We start from the raw sequence: 17,464 nt of genomic DNA, 5'->3' as shown, positions 1-17,464 counted from the left end.
CTGGCAATGAACCGCTGGAGACGGACCGTTGAGCCGTCAGGACTCGTGCGCCTCGAACGCGGCCGCCGCTCTGCCGAGCCGGTCGTTGACGGCGATCCACTCGATCGTATCGGGCAACTTCTCGATCAGGATGCGCGATACGTTCGCGCGATCCAACGCTCGCAGCAAGCCGTACAGATCGCGCGCGTAGAGATGCGGATCTTCCGGCGCGGCGACGAAATGCACGCCTTCCGCGTCGGCCCAGCGCCCCGCGCGTGAGGCACGCGCGACCAGCGCGACGCGCTCGTCGGGCGCGCGCGCGGCCAGCATCGGTTCGAGCACGTCGAACGGCAGCAGCGCGAGCGGCGTGCGCGGCGCATAGTGCGCCTTCAGCGTGCCGGACGCGCGCGGCGCGCTTGCATCCGTTCCGTCCGGCAAACGCGGCATCTCGCCGAGCACGTCGGCGATATCTTGCGGCGTCACGTGACCCGGGCGCAGCAGCGCAGGAAACCCGCGCGACAAATCGATGATCGTCGATTCGATACCCACATCTGACGACCCGCCATCGAGCACATGAATCGCATCGCCGAACTCGTCGCGCACATGTTGCGCGGTGGTCGGACTGACATGCCCGAAGCGGTTCGCCGACGGCGCGGCCACGCCGCCATGTCCGTTGCGCAGCGCACTGAATGCTTCGAGCAACGCCTGTGCGACAGGATGCGACGGACAGCGCAGTCCGACCGAATCCTGACCGCCGCTCACCGCAGCCGGAATATGTGCGGCGCGCTTGAGAATCAACGTAAGCGGACCCGGCCAGAATGCGTCGATCAAACGCTGCGCATCGGACGGCAATTGCTCGACCCAATAATTCGGATCGCCGTTCGGCGCGAGATGCACGATGACGGGATGATTCGCCGGCCTGCCCTTCGCGGCGTAGATGCGCGCTATCGCCTCGGGACTTTCCGCATCGCCGCCCAGCCCATAGACCGTCTCCGTAGGAAACGCCACGAGTTGTCCTGCATCGAGCAGCGCCGCTGAGTACGCGATCTCGTCGGCGCCGACATGCGACGCCGTGTCGGCAGGTTTCGTTTGATCCGGCATGACAGCTACCGCTCAGCTAGTCGGGATATGCAGCAGGCGCGCGCAGTCGCGGGCCGCCGTGCGTGCACGTTCAAGCGTCGCGGCCGTGAAGTTCACGTGGCCCATCTTGCGGCCGGGACGCGCCTCTTCCTTGCCGTACAGATGCAGACGCGCTTCCGGCATCGCGGCGACTTCGTGCCACGGCGGCGTGACGGCCGCGCTCGGCCTTTTGCCCTTCGCGTTGACGGGGAACCACACGTCGCCAAGGATGTTCAGCATGACGGCGGGCGAATGCTGGCGCGTGTCGCCGAGCGGCATGCCCGTCATCGCGCGCACCTGCTGCTCGAACTGGCTCGTCGCACAGGCGTCGACTGTGTAGTGGCCGGAGTTGTGCGGACGCGGCGCCATTTCGTTCGCGACCAGCGTGCCGTCTTCGAGAATGAAGAACTCGACGCACAGCACGCCGACATAGCCGAGCTTGTCCGCGATCTGCAGCGCGGCCAGTTGCGCCTGTTCGACGAGCGTCGCGTTGGCGTCCGGCGCGGGCACGATCGTATGCGACAGCACGCCATGGCGATGCGTATTCTGCGCGAGCGGATAGACGGCCGACGAGCCGTTCGTGCCGCGCGAGATCAGCGCCGACACTTCGAACTTCAACGGCAAGCGCTTTTCGAGCACGCAAGCGACGCCGCCCAGCGACGCATGCGCCGCGCGCACTTCCGCTGCGTTGCCGACGCGCACCTGGCCCTTGCCGTCGTATCCGAGCCGGGCCGTCTTCAGGATGCCGGGCAGCACGGCTTCGAGCGCGGCATCGTCGAGCGCGGCGAGCGCATCCGACGATTCGATCACGACATGCGGCGCAACGGGCACGCCCGACGACGCGATGAAGCGCTTCTCCGCGATGCGGTCCTGTGCGACGGCCACGCAGCGCCCTGCCGGGCTCACGAACGTCGTGCGCGCGAGGAAATCGAGACTCGCCGCCGGCACGTTCTCGAACTCGGTCGACACCGCCGCGCACAGCCGCGCGAGTTCGGTGAGAGACGCTTCGTCGTCATAGGCCGCGCGCAGATGACGATCCGCGACGGCGCCTGCCGGACTGTTTTCATCCGGATCGAGGACGGCGACGCGATAGCCCATCGCCTGCGCGGCGAAGCAGAACATGCGGCCGAGCTGGCCGCCACCGACCATGCCGAGCCATGCGCCGGGCAGAATCGGTGATACCGGAGTGTTGTCTGGATTCATCTTGGTGGTCGGTCGCGGCCGATGTGGGGATCGGCCGGTCAAAGCGTTGGACTGCATTGAACTTCATCGGGGGCTAGCCGCTGCGCATCTGAAGCGCTTACAGCGGCGGCAGCGTCATCGCGTGAGCCGCTTCGTTCTGGCGCACGCGGAAAGCGGCGAGCTTCTCCGCATATTCCGGCGACGTGCCGCTCAGCATCGACACCGCGAACAGCGCCGCATTCGCCGCGCCTGCTTCGCCGATCGCGAACGTCGCGACGGGCACGCCTTTCGGCATCTGCACGATCGAGTGCAGCGAATCGACGCCCTTCAGATACTTGCTGGCCACGGGCACGCCGAGCACGGGCACCGTCGTCTTCGCGGCCAGCATGCCCGGCAGATGCGCCGCGCCGCCGGCGCCCGCGATGATCGCGCGCACGCCGCGTTCGCGCGCGCTTTCAGCATAGGCGAACATTTCGTCCGGCATGCGGTGCGCGGAGACGACCTTCGCTTCGTACGGCACGCCGAACTCCTGCAGGATGGCGACCGCGTTCTTCATGACTTCCCAGTCGGAGCTGGAACCCATCAGCACGCCGACGAGCGGCGCGTCATGGGTATGTGCTGTCTGAACTTCACTCATGATGTTGCTTGTTCCGTGTGCGTGCTCAGGCGAGCTTCTGGCCCGTCAGGCGCTCGAGCGCTTCCTGATACTTCTGCGCCGTCTTCTCGACGACGTCGTCCGGCAGCTTCGGCGCGGGCGGCTCCTTCTTCCACGGCTGCGTTTCGAGCCAGTCGCGCACGAACTGCTTGTCGAACGACGGCGGGTTCGTGCCGACCTGGTATTGATCCGCCGGCCAGAAGCGCGACGAATCGGCCGTCAGCGCTTCGTCCATCAGATAGAGCTGGCCCTTGTCGTCGAGACCGAATTCGAACTTCGTGTCCGCGATGATGATGCCGCGCGTCGCCGCGTAATCGGCGGCTTCCTTGTACAGGCTGATGGAAATATCGCGGATCGTCGCCGACAGTTCGGTGCCGATGCGGCGCTCCATCTCTTCGTATGTGATGTTTTCGTCGTGATGGCCCATCTCGGCCTTCGCGGCCGGCGTGAAGATCGGCTCGGGCAGCTTCTGCGCGTTTTGCAGGCCCTCGGGCAGCGTCACGCCGCACACGGCGCCCGTCGCCTGATAGTCCTTCCAGCCGCTGCCGGCCAGATAGCCGCGCACCACGGCTTCGACGAGAATCGGCTCGAGGCGCTTCACGACGACCGCGCGGCCCTTCACCTGCTCGACTTCATCGGGCGCGACGACCGATTCCGGCGCGACACCCGTCAAATGATTCGGCACGACGTGCTTGAGCTTGTCGAACCAGAAGTTGGCCATCTGGTTCAGCACGCGCCCCTTGCCCGGAATCGGCTCGCCCATGACCACGTCGAACGCGGACAGACGGTCCGTCGTGACAATCAGCAACTGGTCGTTGCCCACCGCGTAGTTGTCGCGGACTTTGCCGCGGCCGAGCAGCTGCAGCGAGCGAAGCGTGGATTCGTAAAGGGTAGACATCGTCGTGATTCACTAAAATGGGGCTGAAAAACGGCCCGGAACAAAAGGGAAACGCCGTTCCCCGGATCATGCGGGAACGGCGATCGGGCGACAACCTGGCCAGATGGCCAGGCGCCTGATGCTCGTGCGGCGCGCGAGCGGGAGCAAACCCCGCCCGTCTGCCGCTTAGCGGACGACTTGCGCGAGCTCGCCCGCCTTGTACTTCTCGGCCATCTTGTCCAGCGAGATGGACTTGATCTTCGACGCCTGGCCTTCGCAGCCGAACGCCAGATAACGGTCCACGCATACCTTCTTCGCGGCTTCGCGAGCCGGCTTCAGGTAGTCGCGCGGATCGAACTTCGAACGGTTCTCCGCCATGTAGCGGCGGATCGCGCCCGTGATCGCAAGACGCAGATCGGTGTCGATGTTGATCTTGCGCACGCCGTTCTTAATGCCTTCCTGGATTTCCTCGACGGGCACGCCGTAGGTTTCCTTCATGTCGCCGCCGAATTCGCGGATTTCCGCGAGCAGCTCCTGCGGCACCGACGACGAACCGTGCATCACCAGGTGCGTGTTCGGAATGCGCTGGTGAATTTCCTTGATGCGCTGAATCGACAGGATATCGCCCGTCGGCTTCTTCGAGAACTTGTACGCGCCGTGCGACGTGCCGATTGCGATCGCCAGTGCGTCGCACTGCGTGAGCTTCACGAAGTCCGCTGCCTGCTCGACGTCTGTCAGAAGCTGCTCGCGCGTCATCGTGCCTTCCGCGCCGTGGCCGTCTTCCTTGTCGCCCTTCATCGTTTCCAGCGAACCGAGCACGCCCAGTTCCGCTTCCACCGTCACGCCGATCGAGTGCGCCGCTTCGACGACCTTGCGCGACACGTCGACGTTGTACTCGTACGATGCCACCGTCTTGCCGTCGGCTTCGAGCGAGCCGTCCATCATCACGCTCGTGAAGCCGCTGCGGATCGCAGCCATGCAGACTGCCGGCGACTGGCCGTGGTCCTGGTGCATCACGACGGGAATGTGCGGATACGATTCGATGGCCGCTTCGATCAGATGGCGCAGGAACGGCTCGCCGGCGTACTTACGCGCGCCTGCCGATGCCTGCATGATCACGGGCGCGTTGACCTGATCGGCCGCCGCCATGATCGCCTGCACCTGCTCCAGGTTGTTTACGTTGAATGCCGGAAGGCCATAACCGTGTTCGGCGGCATGGTCCAGCAGTTGACGCATTGATACGAGAGGCATTGATGTACTCCTTAGATTGAAACGAATCCTGTGCCGACGGCATCTATTTATGCAATTTCATGCAATTTTATCGTGAAGCAGACCGTGTCCCGAGCGCACCCTTCCCAAACTGCGTGCGCCGCCTCTCTTCCGGGGACACGGCGCTCTGCTTCACGCGCGCCGTTCGGCTCGCCGTCGCGGTTCCGCCATGGTTCCGCGACGGCTCGTATTTGCTCGCTCTTACGGCGATCGGATGGCGTGCCGGTGGAAATCAGACCGGCTCGCCGACGCGCACGATCTTCAGCGTGTTCGTGCCGCCCGCCTGGCCCATCGGCTCGCCGACCGTCAGCACGACCATGTCGCCGCGCGCCGCATAGCCCTTGCCGACGACCACTTCGAGCGCCTGCTGGAGCGCGATGTCGCGATCGCTGCTGGTGTCGAGATGCAGCGGGTTCACGTTGCGGTAGATCTGCATCGCGCGCTCGCTGCCCTCGCGCGGCGTGAGCGCGAAGATGGGAACGTGCGTCCAGTGACGCGACATCCACAGCGCCGTCGAGCCCGACTCCGTCAGCGCGACGATCGCCTTCGCCCCCAGGTGATACGCCGTGAAAAGCGCGCCCATTGCAATCGACTGGTCGATGCGGGTGAAGGTTCGGTCGAGGAAGTCCTTGTCCAGTTCGACGTGCTCGGACTTTTCCGCTTCGACGCAGATCGCGGCCATCGTTTCGATCGTCTGCACCGGGTACTTGCCCGCCGCCGATTCGGCCGACAGCATCACGGCGTCCGTGCCGTCCAGCACCGCGTTCGCGACGTCGGAGACTTCGGCGCGCGTCGGCACGGGCGCGTTGATCATCGATTCCATCATCTGCGTGGCCGTGATGACGAACTTGTTCGCCTCGCGCGCCATCTTGATCATGCGTTTTTGCAGCGCGGGCACGGCCGCGTTGCCGACTTCGACGGCGAGATCGCCGCGCGCGACCATAATGCCGTCCGATGCTTCGAGAATGCCTTGCAGCGCCGGGATCGCTTCGGCGCGTTCGATCTTCGCGATCATCTTGGGCTTGATGCCGTACGGCGCGCCCGCGATGTTCGCGAGCTGGCGCGCCATTTCCATGTCCGTCGCGTTCTTCGGGAACGACACCGCGACGTAGTCCGCGCCCAGCGACATTGCCGTGCGGATATCCTCCATGTCCTTCGCGGTCAACGCGGGCGCCGTCAGGCCGCCGCCCTGGCGGTTGATGCCCTTGTTGTTCGACAGGTCGCCGCCTATCTTCACGACGGTGTGAATCTCGTTGCCGATCACGCGCTGCACGCTCAGCACGATCAGACCGTCGTTCAGGAGCAGCGTGTCGCCGGCCTTCAGGTCGCGCGGCAGGTCCTTGTAGTCGAGGCCGACGCGCTCGTCGTTGCCGAGCTCGCAGTCGGAGTCGAGGATGAAGGTGTTGCCTGCGACCAGCGTGGTCTTGCCGTTTTCGAATTTGCCGACGCGGATTTTCGGGCCTTGCAGGTCGGCCATGATGCCGACTTCATGGCCTGCCTGCCGGGCCGCTGCACGCACGAACTCCGCGCGCTGACGGTGATCGTCAGCGGTGCCGTGGGAAAAGTTGAGGCGCACCACGTCGGCGCCCGCTTCGATCATTTGCTGCAGGATTTCCTGCGTGCTGGAAGCCGGCCCGATGGTTGCGACAATCTTGGTGGCGCGATGCATGAGTCTCCTCGTTTGGATGAGATCGCTGGGATGAACGTCAGGAGTCGGATGCGGAGGCTGCGCAACGACAGGTGCTACATGGGGCAGTGCGCCGTTCGTTCCCTTCGAACCTTGAAGGCCCGGCGTCGTATCGTGGGGGACTGCTGCGACATCATTAAACTGCGCATGAAACTGCGCATAAACCTGCGGCGACGGCTGATCGGACGCGTGCAAAGACTCATCATCGGCTTCGGTGTGCGAGGCGGAAGACACCGTTGCACTCGAACCGGCCTCTGCTTGCGCGTCTGTCGCGGTATCCGCCGCGACGGCTTCGATGGCCGGTTCCGTATTCTGTTCTGCTCGACCCAGGCGATCTGAGCGGTCTGCGGCAATGGCTGCGGTCTCTGCCGCTGGCGCGTTGCCGCAAGGTTGCGAAGCCGCCTGCGCGGCGGCCTCGGGTTGCAGCGCTTTTGCGGAGCGCGCTGCGCGCTCCCCTGCCGCTGCCGTGCGCGACGCGTTGCGCGTCTTCTGAGGCTTGTTGGGGGAGCGCGTCGCCATTATCAGGCCCGCGATTCCAGCACTGCGACGGCAGGCAGCTTCTTGCCCTCGAGGAACTCGAGGAATGCGCCGCCGCCCGTCGAGATATAGCTGATCTTGTCGTGGATGCCGTACTTCGCGATGGCCGCGAGTGTGTCGCCGCCGCCCGCGATCGAGTACGCCGACGACTTCGCGATCGCGTCAGCCAGCGTCTTCGTGCCGTTGCCGAACTGGTCGAACTCGAACACGCCGACGGGGCCGTTCCAGACGATCGTGCCCGCCTTCTCCAGCTGCGACGCGAGCGCCTTCGCCGTTTCCGGCCCGATGTCGAGAATCATGTCGTCGTCTTGCACATCGGCGACCTTCTTGATTTCGGCCTTGGCCGTCGGCGAGAACTCTTTGGCCGTGACCACGTCGCTCGGAATCGGGACCGACGCGCCACGTGCCTTCGCCGATTCGATGATCGCCTTCGCTTCATCGACGAGATCCGCTTCGACGAGCGACTTGCCGATCTTCAGACCGGCCGCGAGCATGAACGTGTTCGCGATGCCGCCGCCGACGATAAGCTGGTCGACTTTGTCGGCCAGCGACTTCAGGATGGTCAATTTGGTCGACACCTTCGAGCCCGCGACGATCGCCACGAGCGGACGCTTCGGCGAGCCGAGCGCCTTGCCGAGCGCTTCGAGTTCGGCGGCCAGCAGCGGGCCCGCGCACGCGACGCTCGCGTACTTCGCGATGCCGTGCGTCGTCGCTTCGGCGCGATGCGCGGTGCCGAACGCGTCGTTCACATAGACGTCGCAGAGCTTCGCCATTTTCTGCGCGAGCTCGTCGGAATCCTTCTTTTCGCCCTTGTTCACGCGGCAGTTCTCAAGCAGCACGACCTGGCCCGGCGCGACGTTCACGCCGTCCTCGACCCACTGCGACACGAGCGGCACGTCGCGGCCGAGCAGTTCGGACAGGCGCTTCGCGACGGGCGCGAGCGAATCTTCGGGCTTGAAGTCGCCTTCCGTCGGGCGGCCGAGGTGCGACGTGACCATGACGGCCGCGCCCGCGTCCAGCGCGGACTTGATGGCGGGCACGGAGGCGCGGATGCGGGTGTCTTCGGTGATGTTGCCGGCGTCGTCCTGCGGCACGTTCAGGTCGGCGCGGATGAAGACGCGTTTGCCGGATAGCTTGCCTTCGGCGATCAGATCGGAAAGACGCAATACCTGTTTCATGATTCGTATGCGAGTTGATTGGAAGGCGGTGCGGACGCTGCGCGAACGGCCTCTCGCGAACGGTGCCGGCGGCTTCGCGCGTGTTCCGGGAGACGGCTATTTTAACCGATCGACAGACCGATCTAACCCGTGGCGCGAGAATCCCGGTATTTGGCGGCGCCAGTGGGGCCCGACAGGTTATTGCACCGCAACATCCGTGCGCCGCGTCAGAAGATCAGCCGCAACGCCGTGAACACCAGCATCCCGACGACGATCGTGCCCAGCATCGTGCGCCGCCAGAGGAACCACGCGAGGCCCGCGAGCGTGCCGTACAGCTCGTGATTCGACAGCGCGACGGACACGCCGCTGTCCGTCATCAGCACGTCCGGCACGACGACGGCCGCGAGCGCCGCGGCGGGCGCGTAGCGCAGCATCCGTTGCGCGCGCTCGGGCAAAACCGTGCGCTCACCCCCGATCAGAAACAGCGCGCGTGTCAGCGCTGTGACAAACGTCATGCCGATGATCGCGAGCCAGATCTGCAGCGTGGTCATCACGGGTTCTCCGTGCTGTTGCGAATGCGGCGCAAGTCGGCGCGCTCGACCATCGCATCGGCGGCGCTGCCGGCGACGATCGCGGTCAGGACGGCGAGCGGCAGCGCGAGCCGGTACGGCAGGTCAAAGGCGATCAGCGCGACGATGCCCGCGACGCTGACGGCCGCGAGCGTCGAGCGCGACGAGATCGCCGACACCATCACGGGAATCAGCGCGAGCGTGCCCGCGAGCGACAGGCCCCAGTTATCGGGAAAGAGGCTCGCGAGCAGAATGCCGATGATCGACGACACTTGCCACGACAGCCAGCTGGAGACGGCCATGCCCCAGAAATACGCTTCCTTGCCGGGCACATAGCCGGTCTGGAAGGCCTTCTTCTGGAACAGCAGATAGATGACATCGCCGTTGAAATAGCCGACCAGCAGCCGCCGGTACAGCGGCAGATACGAAAAATGCGGCGCGAGACCGGCGCTGAAGATGATGAAACGCGTGTTGACCATCGCGGCCGTCAGCAGAATGGTCCAGACGGGCAGCTTCGCGAGCATCAGCGGCAGCACGGCCAGTTGCGACGAGCCCGCATAGACCAGCAGCGACATGCCGAGCGATTGCGGCACCGTCATCACCGATTTGCTCATCGCGATGCCCGTCACGAGGCCCCAGGAGAAGATCGCCATCAAGGTCGGCGAGTAGGCGCGCATGCCATCACGGAAGGCACGGCGATCGAGATCGGACAGGCGAGAGAGCATGAGGCGAAGGCAATGCGGCGCGATGAACGCCGCGACGGCTGGAGGTCAGCGCCAGATCGTGAGGCAGCCGCTGGCGCATGCGGTTTTCTTTTCAGCGACCGCCGGATTATAGCGTCCAGGGTGCCCGCGAATGCCCGTTGCCTGTGCAAATGACGGTAAAATATCGCGTTTGCCGCGTGTCCCCGGCGCTTTGTGTAGTCGGCGCGCCACGCGCATTGCGCGTCACAACAAGTCCGTATCACGTTGGAACGTTAGAACCCGAACCCGCACTGCCTGGAGAACCGTATGTCAATGGCCGACCGCGACGGCAAGATCTGGATGGATGGCAAGCTCATCGAATGGCGCGACGCCAGGATCCACGTCCTCACCCACACGCTGCACTATGGGATGGGCGTTTTCGAGGGCGTGCGCGCGTACAAGACGGTCGACGGCGGCACGTCGATCTTCCGTCTGAAAGAGCACACGAAGCGCCTGCTCAACTCGGCCAAGATCTTCCAGATGGATGTTCCGTTCGACCACGAAACGCTCGCCGCCGCGCAGCGCGAAGTCGTGCGCGAGAACAAGCTGGAGTCGTGCTATCTGCGTCCGATCATCTGGGTCGGCTCGGAAAAGCTGGGCGTGTCGGCGAAGGGCAATACCATTCACGTCGCGATCGCCGCATGGCCGTGGGGCGCGTATCTCGGCGAAGACGGCATCAAGAAGGGCATCCGCGTGAAGACGTCGTCGTTCACGCGCCATCACGTGAACGTGTCGATGGTCCGCGCGAAGGCGTCGGGCTGGTACGTCAATTCGATCCTCGCGAACCAGGAAGCTACCGCCGACGGCTACGACGAAGCACTGCTGCTCGACGTCGATGGCTATGTGTCGGAAGGCTCGGGCGAGAACTTCTTCCTCGTGAACAACGGCAAGCTGTACACGCCCGACCTGTCGTCGTGCCTCGACGGCATCACGCGCGACACCGTCATCACGCTGGCGAAGGACGCGGGCATCGAGGTAATAGAAAAGCGCATCACGCGCGACGAAGTCTATACGGCCGACGAAGCGTTCTTCACCGGCACGGCTGCCGAAGTCACGCCCATCCGCGAACTCGACAACCGAACGATCGGCTCGGGCACGCGCGGCCCGGTCACGGAAAAGCTGCAATCGGCTTTCTTCGACATCGTGAACGGCAAGAGCGAGAAGTACTCGCACTGGCTCACGAAGATTTGAATTCCGCAGGCGCGGCGGCGGCCACACGTGAGGCAAACGCCAGCCGCGCCTGCTCTTTGCATACAACGAGAAAGTCCCTATGAGTGAAATCAAGGAAATGCCGCTGGTCGAACTGTCGGCGAAGGATCTTCCTGCTTACTGCCCGAACCCGTCGATGCCGCGCTGGAGCAACCATCCGCGCGTCTTTATCGACGTGTCGCACGGCGAAGCGCGCTGCCCTTACTGCAGCACGCGCTACAAGCTGCGCGACGGCGAAGTGATCAAGGGTCACTGACCCGCGGCTCGCTCTGTCTGCGGCACGTGCTGGGGCGCCACGCGTCGTTCGGCAATCCGCGCGGGAAGCCAGACTTCTCGCCGCACACGCCGATATAGCCCAAGCCGCAGTCCACTGTCCCTGACAACCCCGGCCCCGCGCGCCTCGTGCGCGCGGCGCTTTATTTTCGACATCGGAAACTCCCCCTGATGCGTCGCGCGTTGGTTATCGCACCGAACTGGATCGGTGACGCATTGATGGCGCAGCCTCTACTTGCGCGCCTCGTGAAATTGCATCCGCGCATCGCGATCGACGCGGTCGCGCCCAGCTGGGTCGCGCCCATCCTCGAACGGATGCCTGAAATCCGCGACGTCTATGCGACCGATCTCGCACACGGCAAGCTGCAGATGCTGCGCCGCTGGCAACTGGCGAGCGATCTGCGCGACGTCGGATATGAGGCCGCCTATGTGCTGCCGAATTCGCTGAAGTCCGCGCTGATTCCGTGGATGGCGGGCATTCCGCTGCGCATCGGTTATACGGGCGAAAGCCGCTACGGCCTGCTGAATGTGCGGCACGGAAACCCGCGCAAGGACGAGCGTCCGCCGATGGTCGGCCAGTACGCGGCGCTCGCCTACGCACCCGGCGCGAAAGTGCCTGACGATCTGACGCAGCCCCGGCTCGACGCCGACCTGAACGAAGCGGCGCGCGTCTCGACCCGGTTCAACCTGGACACGCGCGTGCCACTGCTGGTGTTCTGCCCCGGCGCCGAATACGGCCCCGCGAAGCGCTGGCCGCCCGAGCATTTCGCGGCGCTCGCACAAATGGTCGGCCAGTCGTTTCCGTACACGAAGATCGTCGCGCTCGGCTCGCCGAAAGACGCGCCCATCGCCCAGGCGATCGCCGACCGCGCGCCGAACGTGCGCAACCTGTGCGGCCAGACAGCGCTCGGCGAAGCGAGCGCGCTGATCTCGCGGGCGAGCGCCGTCGTGACCAACGACTCCGGGCTGATGCACGTCGCAGCGGCGCTGCGCCGTCCGCTCGTCGCCGTCTACGGATCGACCGATCCGCGCCACACGCCGCCCTTGTCGGACCTCGCAAAGGTACAATGGCTGCATCTCGAGTGCAGTCCGTGCTTCCAGCGCGAGTGTCCGCTGGGCCATCTGAACTGTCTGCGGCAACTGAGCGCCGAGCAGGTGTTCGACGATCTGCGCGGCATGCTGCTCGCGCAACGCTGAGCGCTCGGTGCGCGTTCGCCGGAACGCGTCGCGGGCAGGTCGGCGGCCGTCGGTCACGTGTCGTGCGCGAAGCGCGCCGCGCCCGCTCCATGCGTCATGCTCGCGTCTTGCGGCGCGGGCATGCTGGCGGATGGCCTTGCAGGCGCCACGGGAAAGGCCCGGAACATCGTCGGAAAACAGGCCGGAGAGTTGACCCGGAATCGACCTCGGATTGACCTCAAATCGGCCCGGAACTGTTCTGGAATAGGCGTGGAAACAGCCCGTGCAGCCGTGCCACGAGCCAGCCTGCACGGACTTTGCCGCCGACGGCGCGAGAAGCCGACCACTGACCGCAACCGCGCGCCTTGCGCGCAAGAGACTGACGAGCCATGCCACGTTTTGCCCACATCTTCGAAGCCGCTGCGGACACGTTGAACGCCTACTACCAGGCGGTCGCGGAGGTCAATATCGACAGCTTGATGGGCCTGTGGATCGATGAGGAGTTCGTCAGCTGCATCTGCGCCGATGGCTCGCATCTGCACGGCCTCGACGCGATCCGCGCTGGCCTCACACTTCAGCTCGAAGCGCAGCCCGTGTCGATCGAACCGCTCGACATTCGCGTCTACGACAGCCTGGGCACGGTCGTCTATGCGATCGCCGAAGCGCATCGTCCGGCGGACCCGGCGGCCGTTCCGTCGATGATCTTCACGACCTATGTGATGGTCCACGAGCGCGGCGAGTGGAAGATCGCGCATATCCACGCGAGTGCGATGCCGAACGAAGCGGCTACGCAGTTTGCTGCCAAAATGAGACATGGTCAGGGTGCGCTGCACTGAGGCGTTCCGCAAGACCTGCTTTGCCGAAGCCTTGCCTCGAGGCTTCGCTTGAATACCGGTGTTGGCATGAGCACGACCCACGACAAGAAAGCTTCTTCCAGACCGGCTCTCGGTGCAGCGGCGGCTGCCGTAGAGACTGCGATGGGGATTCCCGTCGAGGCGACCGTCGACCTGCTCTACCGCGCCCCACTCTGGCTGCCCAACAGCCACATCCAGACGATCGTCCCCGCCCTGTTCGGCCGCCGTCCCGTGGTCGCGTACCGGCGCGAGCGCTGGGATACGCCCGACGGCGATTTCATCGATCTCGACTGGCTCGCACGCGATCCTCTCACCGGCTATCGCGCGCGCGCTGACGCGCCGCTTTTCGTGCTGTTTCACGGACTCGAAGGCAGCTCGGACTCGCATTACGCGCGCACGCTGATGGCGGCCGCTTACGCGCGGGGCTGGCATGGCGTCGTGCCGCACTTTCGCAGTTGCAGTGGTTCGATGAACCTGTTGCCGCGCTTCTACCACCTCGCCGACAGCAACGAAGTCGACTGGGTGCTGCGCCGTCTGCGTGAGAGGCACACGGGGCCGATCGTGGCGGCAGGCGTGTCGCTGGGCGGGAACGTGCTGCTGCGCTGGCTCGGCGAGCGCCGCGAGGATGCGTCGATCGTCGCGGCGGCCGCGGCGATCTCCGCGCCGCTCGATGTGCACGCCGGGGGACGCGCGCTGTCGCAAGGCTTGGGCATGATCTATACGCGCAGCTTCCTGAAGACGCTCAAGCAGAAGGCGCAGCAAAAGCTCGCGCAGTACCCGGGCCTGTTCGATCTCGACGATGTGCTCGCAAGCCGCACGATGTATGAGTTCGACGACATCGTGACGGCGCCCCTGCACGGCTTCCGCAATGCCGACGACTACTGGACCCGCGCGACCACCCGCCCGCTGCTGCCGGAAATTGCCGTGCCGACGCTCGTGCTGAATGCGCGCAACGACCCTTTCCTGCCTGGCGGCGTGTTGCCGTCGCGCGGCGAGGTATCATCGGCGGTGCAACTCGATCAACCGGAGCACGGCGGGCACGTCGGCTTCATGACGGGCCCTTTCCCCGGCCGTATCGACTGGCTTTCGCGCCGCGTCTTCGGCTACTTCGATCCGTTCACGCACCATGGATGACATCGTCAGGCAGGCACTCGCCAAATGGCCGAACGTGCCGCATTGCACCGGCTGGCTGCTGCTCGACAGGCGCGGCAACTGGCGCATGCGCGACGAAGCGGCGCAAGCGGCGGGCGCGCTCGGCGAGCCGATCCGCCATACCGCGCTGCTCGGCTTTATCAACCGCAACTACGAAGCCGATGAACACGGCCAATGGTTCTTCCAGAACGGGCCGCAGCGCGTGTACGTCGAACTCGTCTACACGCCGTTCGTCGTGCGGCTCGCCACCGACGACGCGACCGGCAAGCTCACGCTGACCGATCAGGCGGGCGCAGCGTTCGAACCCGCCGCCACGTATCTCGACGACGAAGGCGGCATTCTCTTCACGGACAAATCATCGCCCGCGCGCATCGCGGTCCTGCACGATCACGACCTCGACCTGTTCTCCGAGCACGCGGAACTTGCCGGCGACGGCCGAAGCGGCCAGTTCCTCTGGCGCGACGATATCGCGTTGACGCTGAAGCCGGTGCGCAAGGCTGAAGTCGAGAAGCGCTTCGGATTCGTCGCAAGCCCGGCCGCGCGCGCCGCGGCAGAGCCAGCCTCCGGTTCGGACAAGTCCGCGCGCTAGCTGCTGTTCTTTTCGTCTTCGCGCTCTTCCTTGTAGCGCGCCTCGAGTTCATGCAGACGCGCGTCGATGGTCGACAGGTCGTAATAGCCGACCGACTTGATGTCGCGCGCTTCCTTTAGCTGCCGGATCGCCGACGGCCACGCCCCTTCCAGCGCGAACTTCTCCGCGAGCGCGCGATGCTGCGTCAGCGCATCGCCTGTGCCGACGCTCGCCTGCGCGAGATAGCGCCACCAGACGGGCTGCTGCGGATCGGCGCGCGTCTCGCGCAGCGCCTGCACTTGCGCCTCGCTGAAACGGCGCGCGGTGAGGAGCGTCTGCAAATGCATCTCGATGGCCGCGTGCGATTGCGGCCAGCGCTTTTGCGCGATTTCTGCGAGGCGCACGGCCTCGTCGTTGCGGCCGGCGCGCCGCGCGATATCGACGGCAAGCACGTCGAGGCTCGGCGAACCGCGCGTCGCGCCGCCCTCCGCACGCTCGGCCGACTCGAACGCAGCGCGCGCATGGGCGAGCGCTGCGGCTGCGTCGTCGTAACGTTCGAGCAGCGTCTGTGCGTAGGCGATGCCGTACCAGTTGCCCGCCACGTTGATCGCGGTGCGGTCCTCGATCTCCGAGCGCATGCGCGAAATGTCGTCCGCGTACTCGCTGCGCGAGCGGTCCTGCAGCACGCGTGCCCGCGCGCGCACGAACGCGTATTCCGACGACTGGCGCGGCTGCCGGTACGGCGAGCGGCGCGCGCGGTCGGACATGTCGGCGATACGCTCGCCCGTCAGCGGGTGCGTTCGCGCGTAGGCGGGCGCGCCCGCGTCGCTCATCGACGCGCGATCGAGCCGCTCGAAGAACGCGACCATCCCGTATGGGTCGTAGCCCGCGCCCGCGAGCAGCTGAAAGCCGACGCGGTCCGCTTCGTGCTCGGCCGCGCGCGAGAAGCGCAACTGGTTGTCGACCGCGTAGGCCTGCCCGCCGACGGCGATCGCGCTGCCCAGATCGCCGCTATGCGCGAGCACGCCCGCCAGCACGCCGAGCAGCATGCCCGCCAGCGCCGCGTAACCGCTGTGCTCGCCCGCCGTGATCATGCGCGCGATGTGCCGCTGCAACACGTGGCCCATTTCGTGACCGAGCACCGATGCGAGTTCCGATTCCGTCTGCGTCGCGACGATCAGGCCCGTGTTCACGCCGATAAAACCGCCCGGCAGCGAGAACGCGTTGATCTGCGCATCGCGCATCGCAAACAGGTCGAAATCCGGACGATAGCCGCCCACATATTGCGCGACCGCAGCGGCGGCAAGCTTCGCGGCAATCGAGTTCAGATAGTCGCGCACCAGCCAGTCGTCGAGATAGTCGGGATCGGCGCGGATTTCGCGCATCACGCGCTCGCCGAGCTTGCGCTCGGCCTGGGGCGTGAGCGTTCCGCCTGAGCCGTCGCCGAGGTCCGGCAACTGTTGTGTCGACATCGGCGCGCGCAGGCTCGCATTGCCGCCGGGGTTGCCCGAGAGGCGCGCCTGCGCGCCGCCATACATGCCGAACACGCCTTGCGCGATGTCGTGCGGCACGGAGGCATCGCCATACGCGTCGAGCGGCCCGGTGACGAGCGGCAGCTCCGAGGTGCTCGACGGTTGCGCGACGATCGCGGGCGGAACGGCGAGCGTGACGGACAACAACGCAGCGATAAACCGTTTCAGACGCATTGCGGACGATAGGCGAAATCGAAAGCGGCGTAAGGGGCCGGAAGGAACGGGCCTGTTGCGATTGTACCGAGTGCGCCGGATGCGCAGACTTGCTAAAACGCCTGGGCAGCGGCCCGCGCGCGATCGGGCGCTTTCACGCGATCCAGGTTATCGTGAACTCATGGCGGTTCGCGCCCGAGAGCGCGGCGGCATCCTGCGCTGCTATGATAGGCGCCCTTTGAAGGAGCCAACCATGCCCGAACTCACTCATTTCGATGCAGCCGGCCAGGCGCATATGGTGGACGTCGGCGGCAAAGCGGAAACGAAGCGCATCGCCGTCGCGCGCGGATCGATCCGCATGCTGCCCGCGACGTTCGAGCTGATCCGCAAAGGCGAAGCGAAGAAAGGCGATGTGATCGGCATCGCGCGCATCGCCGCGATCCAGGGCGCCAAGCGCACCGCCGATCTGATTCCGCTCTGTCATCCGCTCGCGCTCACGCGCGTAGCCGTCGATTTCGAACTCGACGAGACGGTGCCCGCCGTGCATTGCCGCGTGCAGGTCGAGACGTTGGGGCGCACGGGTGTCGAGATGGAGGCGCTGACAGCTGTTCAGGTCGGCCTTCTGACTGTCTATGACATGTGCAAGGCGGTGGATCGCGGCATGACCATCACCGATGTCAAGGTGATGGAGAAGCATGGCGGGAAGTCGGGGGATTGGGTGGCGGAGTGACGGCGCGCTGAGCACGCCGCTCTCGTTTCTACGACATCGGAAC

The 17,464-nt window shown here is 65.4% G+C and carries 17 protein-coding genes; 7 read left to right on the top strand and 10 right to left on the bottom strand.

From position 1 onward, the window contains the following. Positions 1–36 precede the first annotated feature (36 nt). From AB4Y32_RS02640 to AB4Y32_RS02600, 9 genes are all read right to left on the bottom strand, one after another. Entirely contained in the window at positions 37–1,080 is a 1,044-nt protein-coding gene (locus AB4Y32_RS02640; RefSeq protein WP_368719835.1) for an L-threonylcarbamoyladenylate synthase, read from the bottom strand. A gap of 12 nt (positions 1,081–1,092) precedes the next feature. Continuing rightward, positions 1,093–2,301, bottom strand: coding sequence for a 5-(carboxyamino)imidazole ribonucleotide synthase (locus AB4Y32_RS02635; protein WP_368719834.1), 1,209 nt, complete (start codon positions 2,299–2,301; stop codon positions 1,093–1,095). 97 nt (positions 2,302–2,398) lie between these two features. After that, positions 2,399–2,917: a 5-(carboxyamino)imidazole ribonucleotide mutase gene (gene purE / locus AB4Y32_RS02630; RefSeq protein WP_368719833.1), complete on the bottom strand. Its 519-nt coding sequence runs from the start codon at positions 2,915–2,917 to the stop codon at positions 2,399–2,401. A gap of 25 nt (positions 2,918–2,942) precedes the next feature. Next, on the bottom strand, positions 2,943–3,833 hold the full coding sequence (locus AB4Y32_RS02625) for a phosphoribosylaminoimidazolesuccinocarboxamide synthase (protein ID WP_368719832.1): 891 nt from the start codon (positions 3,831–3,833) through the stop codon (positions 2,943–2,945). Positions 3,834–3,998: 165 nt separating this feature from the next. Beyond that, positions 3,999–5,063 (bottom strand): class II fructose-bisphosphate aldolase, encoded by a 1,065-nt coding sequence (gene fba, locus AB4Y32_RS02620; protein WP_368719831.1) that lies wholly within the window; start codon positions 5,061–5,063, stop codon positions 3,999–4,001. Positions 5,064–5,313: 250 nt separating this feature from the next. Further along, positions 5,314–6,750: a pyruvate kinase gene (gene pyk / locus AB4Y32_RS02615; protein ID WP_368719830.1), complete on the bottom strand. Its 1,437-nt coding sequence runs from the start codon at positions 6,748–6,750 to the stop codon at positions 5,314–5,316. A gap of 539 nt (positions 6,751–7,289) precedes the next feature. Continuing rightward, positions 7,290–8,483 carry a phosphoglycerate kinase gene (locus tag AB4Y32_RS02610; protein ID WP_368719829.1) on the bottom strand — a complete coding sequence of 398 codons (1,194 nt, stop codon included), beginning with the start codon at positions 8,481–8,483 and terminating at the stop codon, positions 7,290–7,292. A 206-nt stretch (positions 8,484–8,689) separates the two neighbouring features. Next, positions 8,690–9,013, bottom strand: coding sequence for an AzlD domain-containing protein (locus tag AB4Y32_RS02605; RefSeq protein ID WP_368719828.1), 324 nt, complete (start codon positions 9,011–9,013; stop codon positions 8,690–8,692). After that, positions 9,013–9,756 carry an AzlC family ABC transporter permease gene (locus AB4Y32_RS02600; RefSeq protein WP_368719827.1) on the bottom strand — a complete coding sequence of 248 codons (744 nt, stop codon included), beginning with the start codon at positions 9,754–9,756 and terminating at the stop codon, positions 9,013–9,015. Before AB4Y32_RS02600 ends, AB4Y32_RS02605 begins: the two co-directional genes overlap by 1 nt. 285 nt (positions 9,757–10,041) lie before the next feature. Between AB4Y32_RS02600 and AB4Y32_RS02595 the strand changes: the two genes are divergently transcribed. The 6 genes from AB4Y32_RS02595 to AB4Y32_RS02570 all read left to right on the top strand — a co-directional run bounded on the left by AB4Y32_RS02595 (position 10,042) and on the right by AB4Y32_RS02570 (position 15,027). Next, positions 10,042–10,965: a branched-chain amino acid transaminase gene (locus AB4Y32_RS02595; RefSeq protein WP_368719826.1), complete on the top strand. Its 924-nt coding sequence runs from the start codon at positions 10,042–10,044 to the stop codon at positions 10,963–10,965. Positions 10,966–11,044: 79 nt separating this feature from the next. Next, positions 11,045–11,239, top strand: a complete 195-nt coding sequence (locus AB4Y32_RS02590) for a zinc-finger domain-containing protein (protein ID WP_342937944.1) — start codon at positions 11,045–11,047, stop codon at positions 11,237–11,239. A 188-nt stretch (positions 11,240–11,427) separates the two neighbouring features. Continuing rightward, positions 11,428–12,453 carry a lipopolysaccharide heptosyltransferase II gene (gene waaF / locus AB4Y32_RS02585; protein WP_368719825.1) on the top strand — a complete coding sequence of 342 codons (1,026 nt, stop codon included), beginning with the start codon at positions 11,428–11,430 and terminating at the stop codon, positions 12,451–12,453. Positions 12,454–12,821: 368 nt separating this feature from the next. After that, on the top strand, positions 12,822–13,268 hold the full coding sequence (locus tag AB4Y32_RS02580) for a nuclear transport factor 2 family protein (protein ID WP_368719824.1): 447 nt from the start codon (positions 12,822–12,824) through the stop codon (positions 13,266–13,268). Positions 13,269–13,334: 66 nt separating this feature from the next. Beyond that, positions 13,335–14,420: a hydrolase gene (locus AB4Y32_RS02575; RefSeq protein ID WP_439899711.1), complete on the top strand. Its 1,086-nt coding sequence runs from the start codon at positions 13,335–13,337 to the stop codon at positions 14,418–14,420. Continuing rightward, on the top strand, positions 14,413–15,027 hold the full coding sequence (locus AB4Y32_RS02570) for a DUF2946 family protein (protein WP_368719823.1): 615 nt from the start codon (positions 14,413–14,415) through the stop codon (positions 15,025–15,027). The genes AB4Y32_RS02575 and AB4Y32_RS02570 overlap by 8 nt, the downstream gene beginning before the upstream one ends. Here the strand turns inward: AB4Y32_RS02570 and AB4Y32_RS02565 are convergent. Continuing rightward, positions 15,024–16,712 carry a M48 family metalloprotease gene (locus AB4Y32_RS02565; RefSeq protein ID WP_368719822.1) on the bottom strand — a complete coding sequence of 563 codons (1,689 nt, stop codon included), beginning with the start codon at positions 16,710–16,712 and terminating at the stop codon, positions 15,024–15,026. The genes AB4Y32_RS02570 and AB4Y32_RS02565 overlap by 4 nt on opposite strands. A 232-nt stretch (positions 16,713–16,944) precedes the next feature. On the opposite strand from AB4Y32_RS02565, the gene moaC reads away from it, so the two are divergent. After that, the gene (gene moaC / locus AB4Y32_RS02560; RefSeq protein WP_368719821.1) at positions 16,945–17,421 is read left to right on the top strand and encodes a cyclic pyranopterin monophosphate synthase MoaC; all 477 of its coding nucleotides are present in this window, start codon (positions 16,945–16,947) and stop codon (positions 17,419–17,421) included. Positions 17,422–17,464: the final 43 nt, after the last annotated feature.

Source organism: Paraburkholderia phymatum, assembly GCF_040965635.1.
GTDB classification, from domain to species: domain Bacteria; phylum Pseudomonadota; class Gammaproteobacteria; order Burkholderiales; family Burkholderiaceae; genus Paraburkholderia; species Paraburkholderia phymatum_B.
This window is presented reverse-complemented; position numbering and strand designations above follow the sequence as displayed.

Excerpts from the sequence above, each read along its gene's own strand:
- AB4Y32_RS02605 (WP_368719828.1), bottom strand. The coding sequence starts at position 9,013 with ATGACCACGCTGCAGATCTGGCTCGCGATCATCGGCATGACGTTTGTC.
- AB4Y32_RS02595 (WP_368719826.1), top strand. The coding sequence starts at position 10,042 with ATGTCAATGGCCGACCGCGACGGCAAGATCTGGATGGATGGCAAGCTC.
- moaC (WP_368719821.1), top strand. The coding sequence starts at position 16,945 with ATGCCCGAACTCACTCATTTCGATGCAGCCGGCCAGGCGCATATGGTG.
- fba (WP_368719831.1), bottom strand. The coding sequence starts at position 5,063 with ATGCCTCTCGTATCAATGCGTCAACTGCTGGACCATGCCGCCGAACAC.
- AB4Y32_RS02580 (WP_368719824.1), top strand. The coding sequence starts at position 12,822 with ATGCCACGTTTTGCCCACATCTTCGAAGCCGCTGCGGACACGTTGAAC.
- pyk (WP_368719830.1), bottom strand. The coding sequence starts at position 6,750 with ATGCATCGCGCCACCAAGATTGTCGCAACCATCGGGCCGGCTTCCAGC.
- AB4Y32_RS02600 (WP_368719827.1), bottom strand. The coding sequence starts at position 9,756 with ATGCTCTCTCGCCTGTCCGATCTCGATCGCCGTGCCTTCCGTGATGGC.
- AB4Y32_RS02610 (WP_368719829.1), bottom strand. The coding sequence starts at position 8,483 with ATGAAACAGGTATTGCGTCTTTCCGATCTGATCGCCGAAGGCAAGCTA.
- AB4Y32_RS02575 (WP_439899711.1), top strand. The coding sequence starts at position 13,335 with ATGAGCACGACCCACGACAAGAAAGCTTCTTCCAGACCGGCTCTCGGT.
- AB4Y32_RS02570 (WP_368719823.1), top strand. The coding sequence starts at position 14,413 with ATGGATGACATCGTCAGGCAGGCACTCGCCAAATGGCCGAACGTGCCG.
- purE (WP_368719833.1), bottom strand. The coding sequence starts at position 2,917 with ATGAGTGAAGTTCAGACAGCACATACCCATGACGCGCCGCTCGTCGGC.
- AB4Y32_RS02640 (WP_368719835.1), bottom strand. The coding sequence starts at position 1,080 with ATGCCGGATCAAACGAAACCTGCCGACACGGCGTCGCATGTCGGCGCC.
- AB4Y32_RS02590 (WP_342937944.1), top strand. The coding sequence starts at position 11,045 with ATGAGTGAAATCAAGGAAATGCCGCTGGTCGAACTGTCGGCGAAGGAT.
- waaF (WP_368719825.1), top strand. The coding sequence starts at position 11,428 with ATGCGTCGCGCGTTGGTTATCGCACCGAACTGGATCGGTGACGCATTG.
- AB4Y32_RS02625 (WP_368719832.1), bottom strand. The coding sequence starts at position 3,833 with ATGTCTACCCTTTACGAATCCACGCTTCGCTCGCTGCAGCTGCTCGGC.
- AB4Y32_RS02565 (WP_368719822.1), bottom strand. The coding sequence starts at position 16,712 with ATGCGTCTGAAACGGTTTATCGCTGCGTTGTTGTCCGTCACGCTCGCC.
- AB4Y32_RS02635 (WP_368719834.1), bottom strand. The coding sequence starts at position 2,301 with ATGAATCCAGACAACACTCCGGTATCACCGATTCTGCCCGGCGCATGG.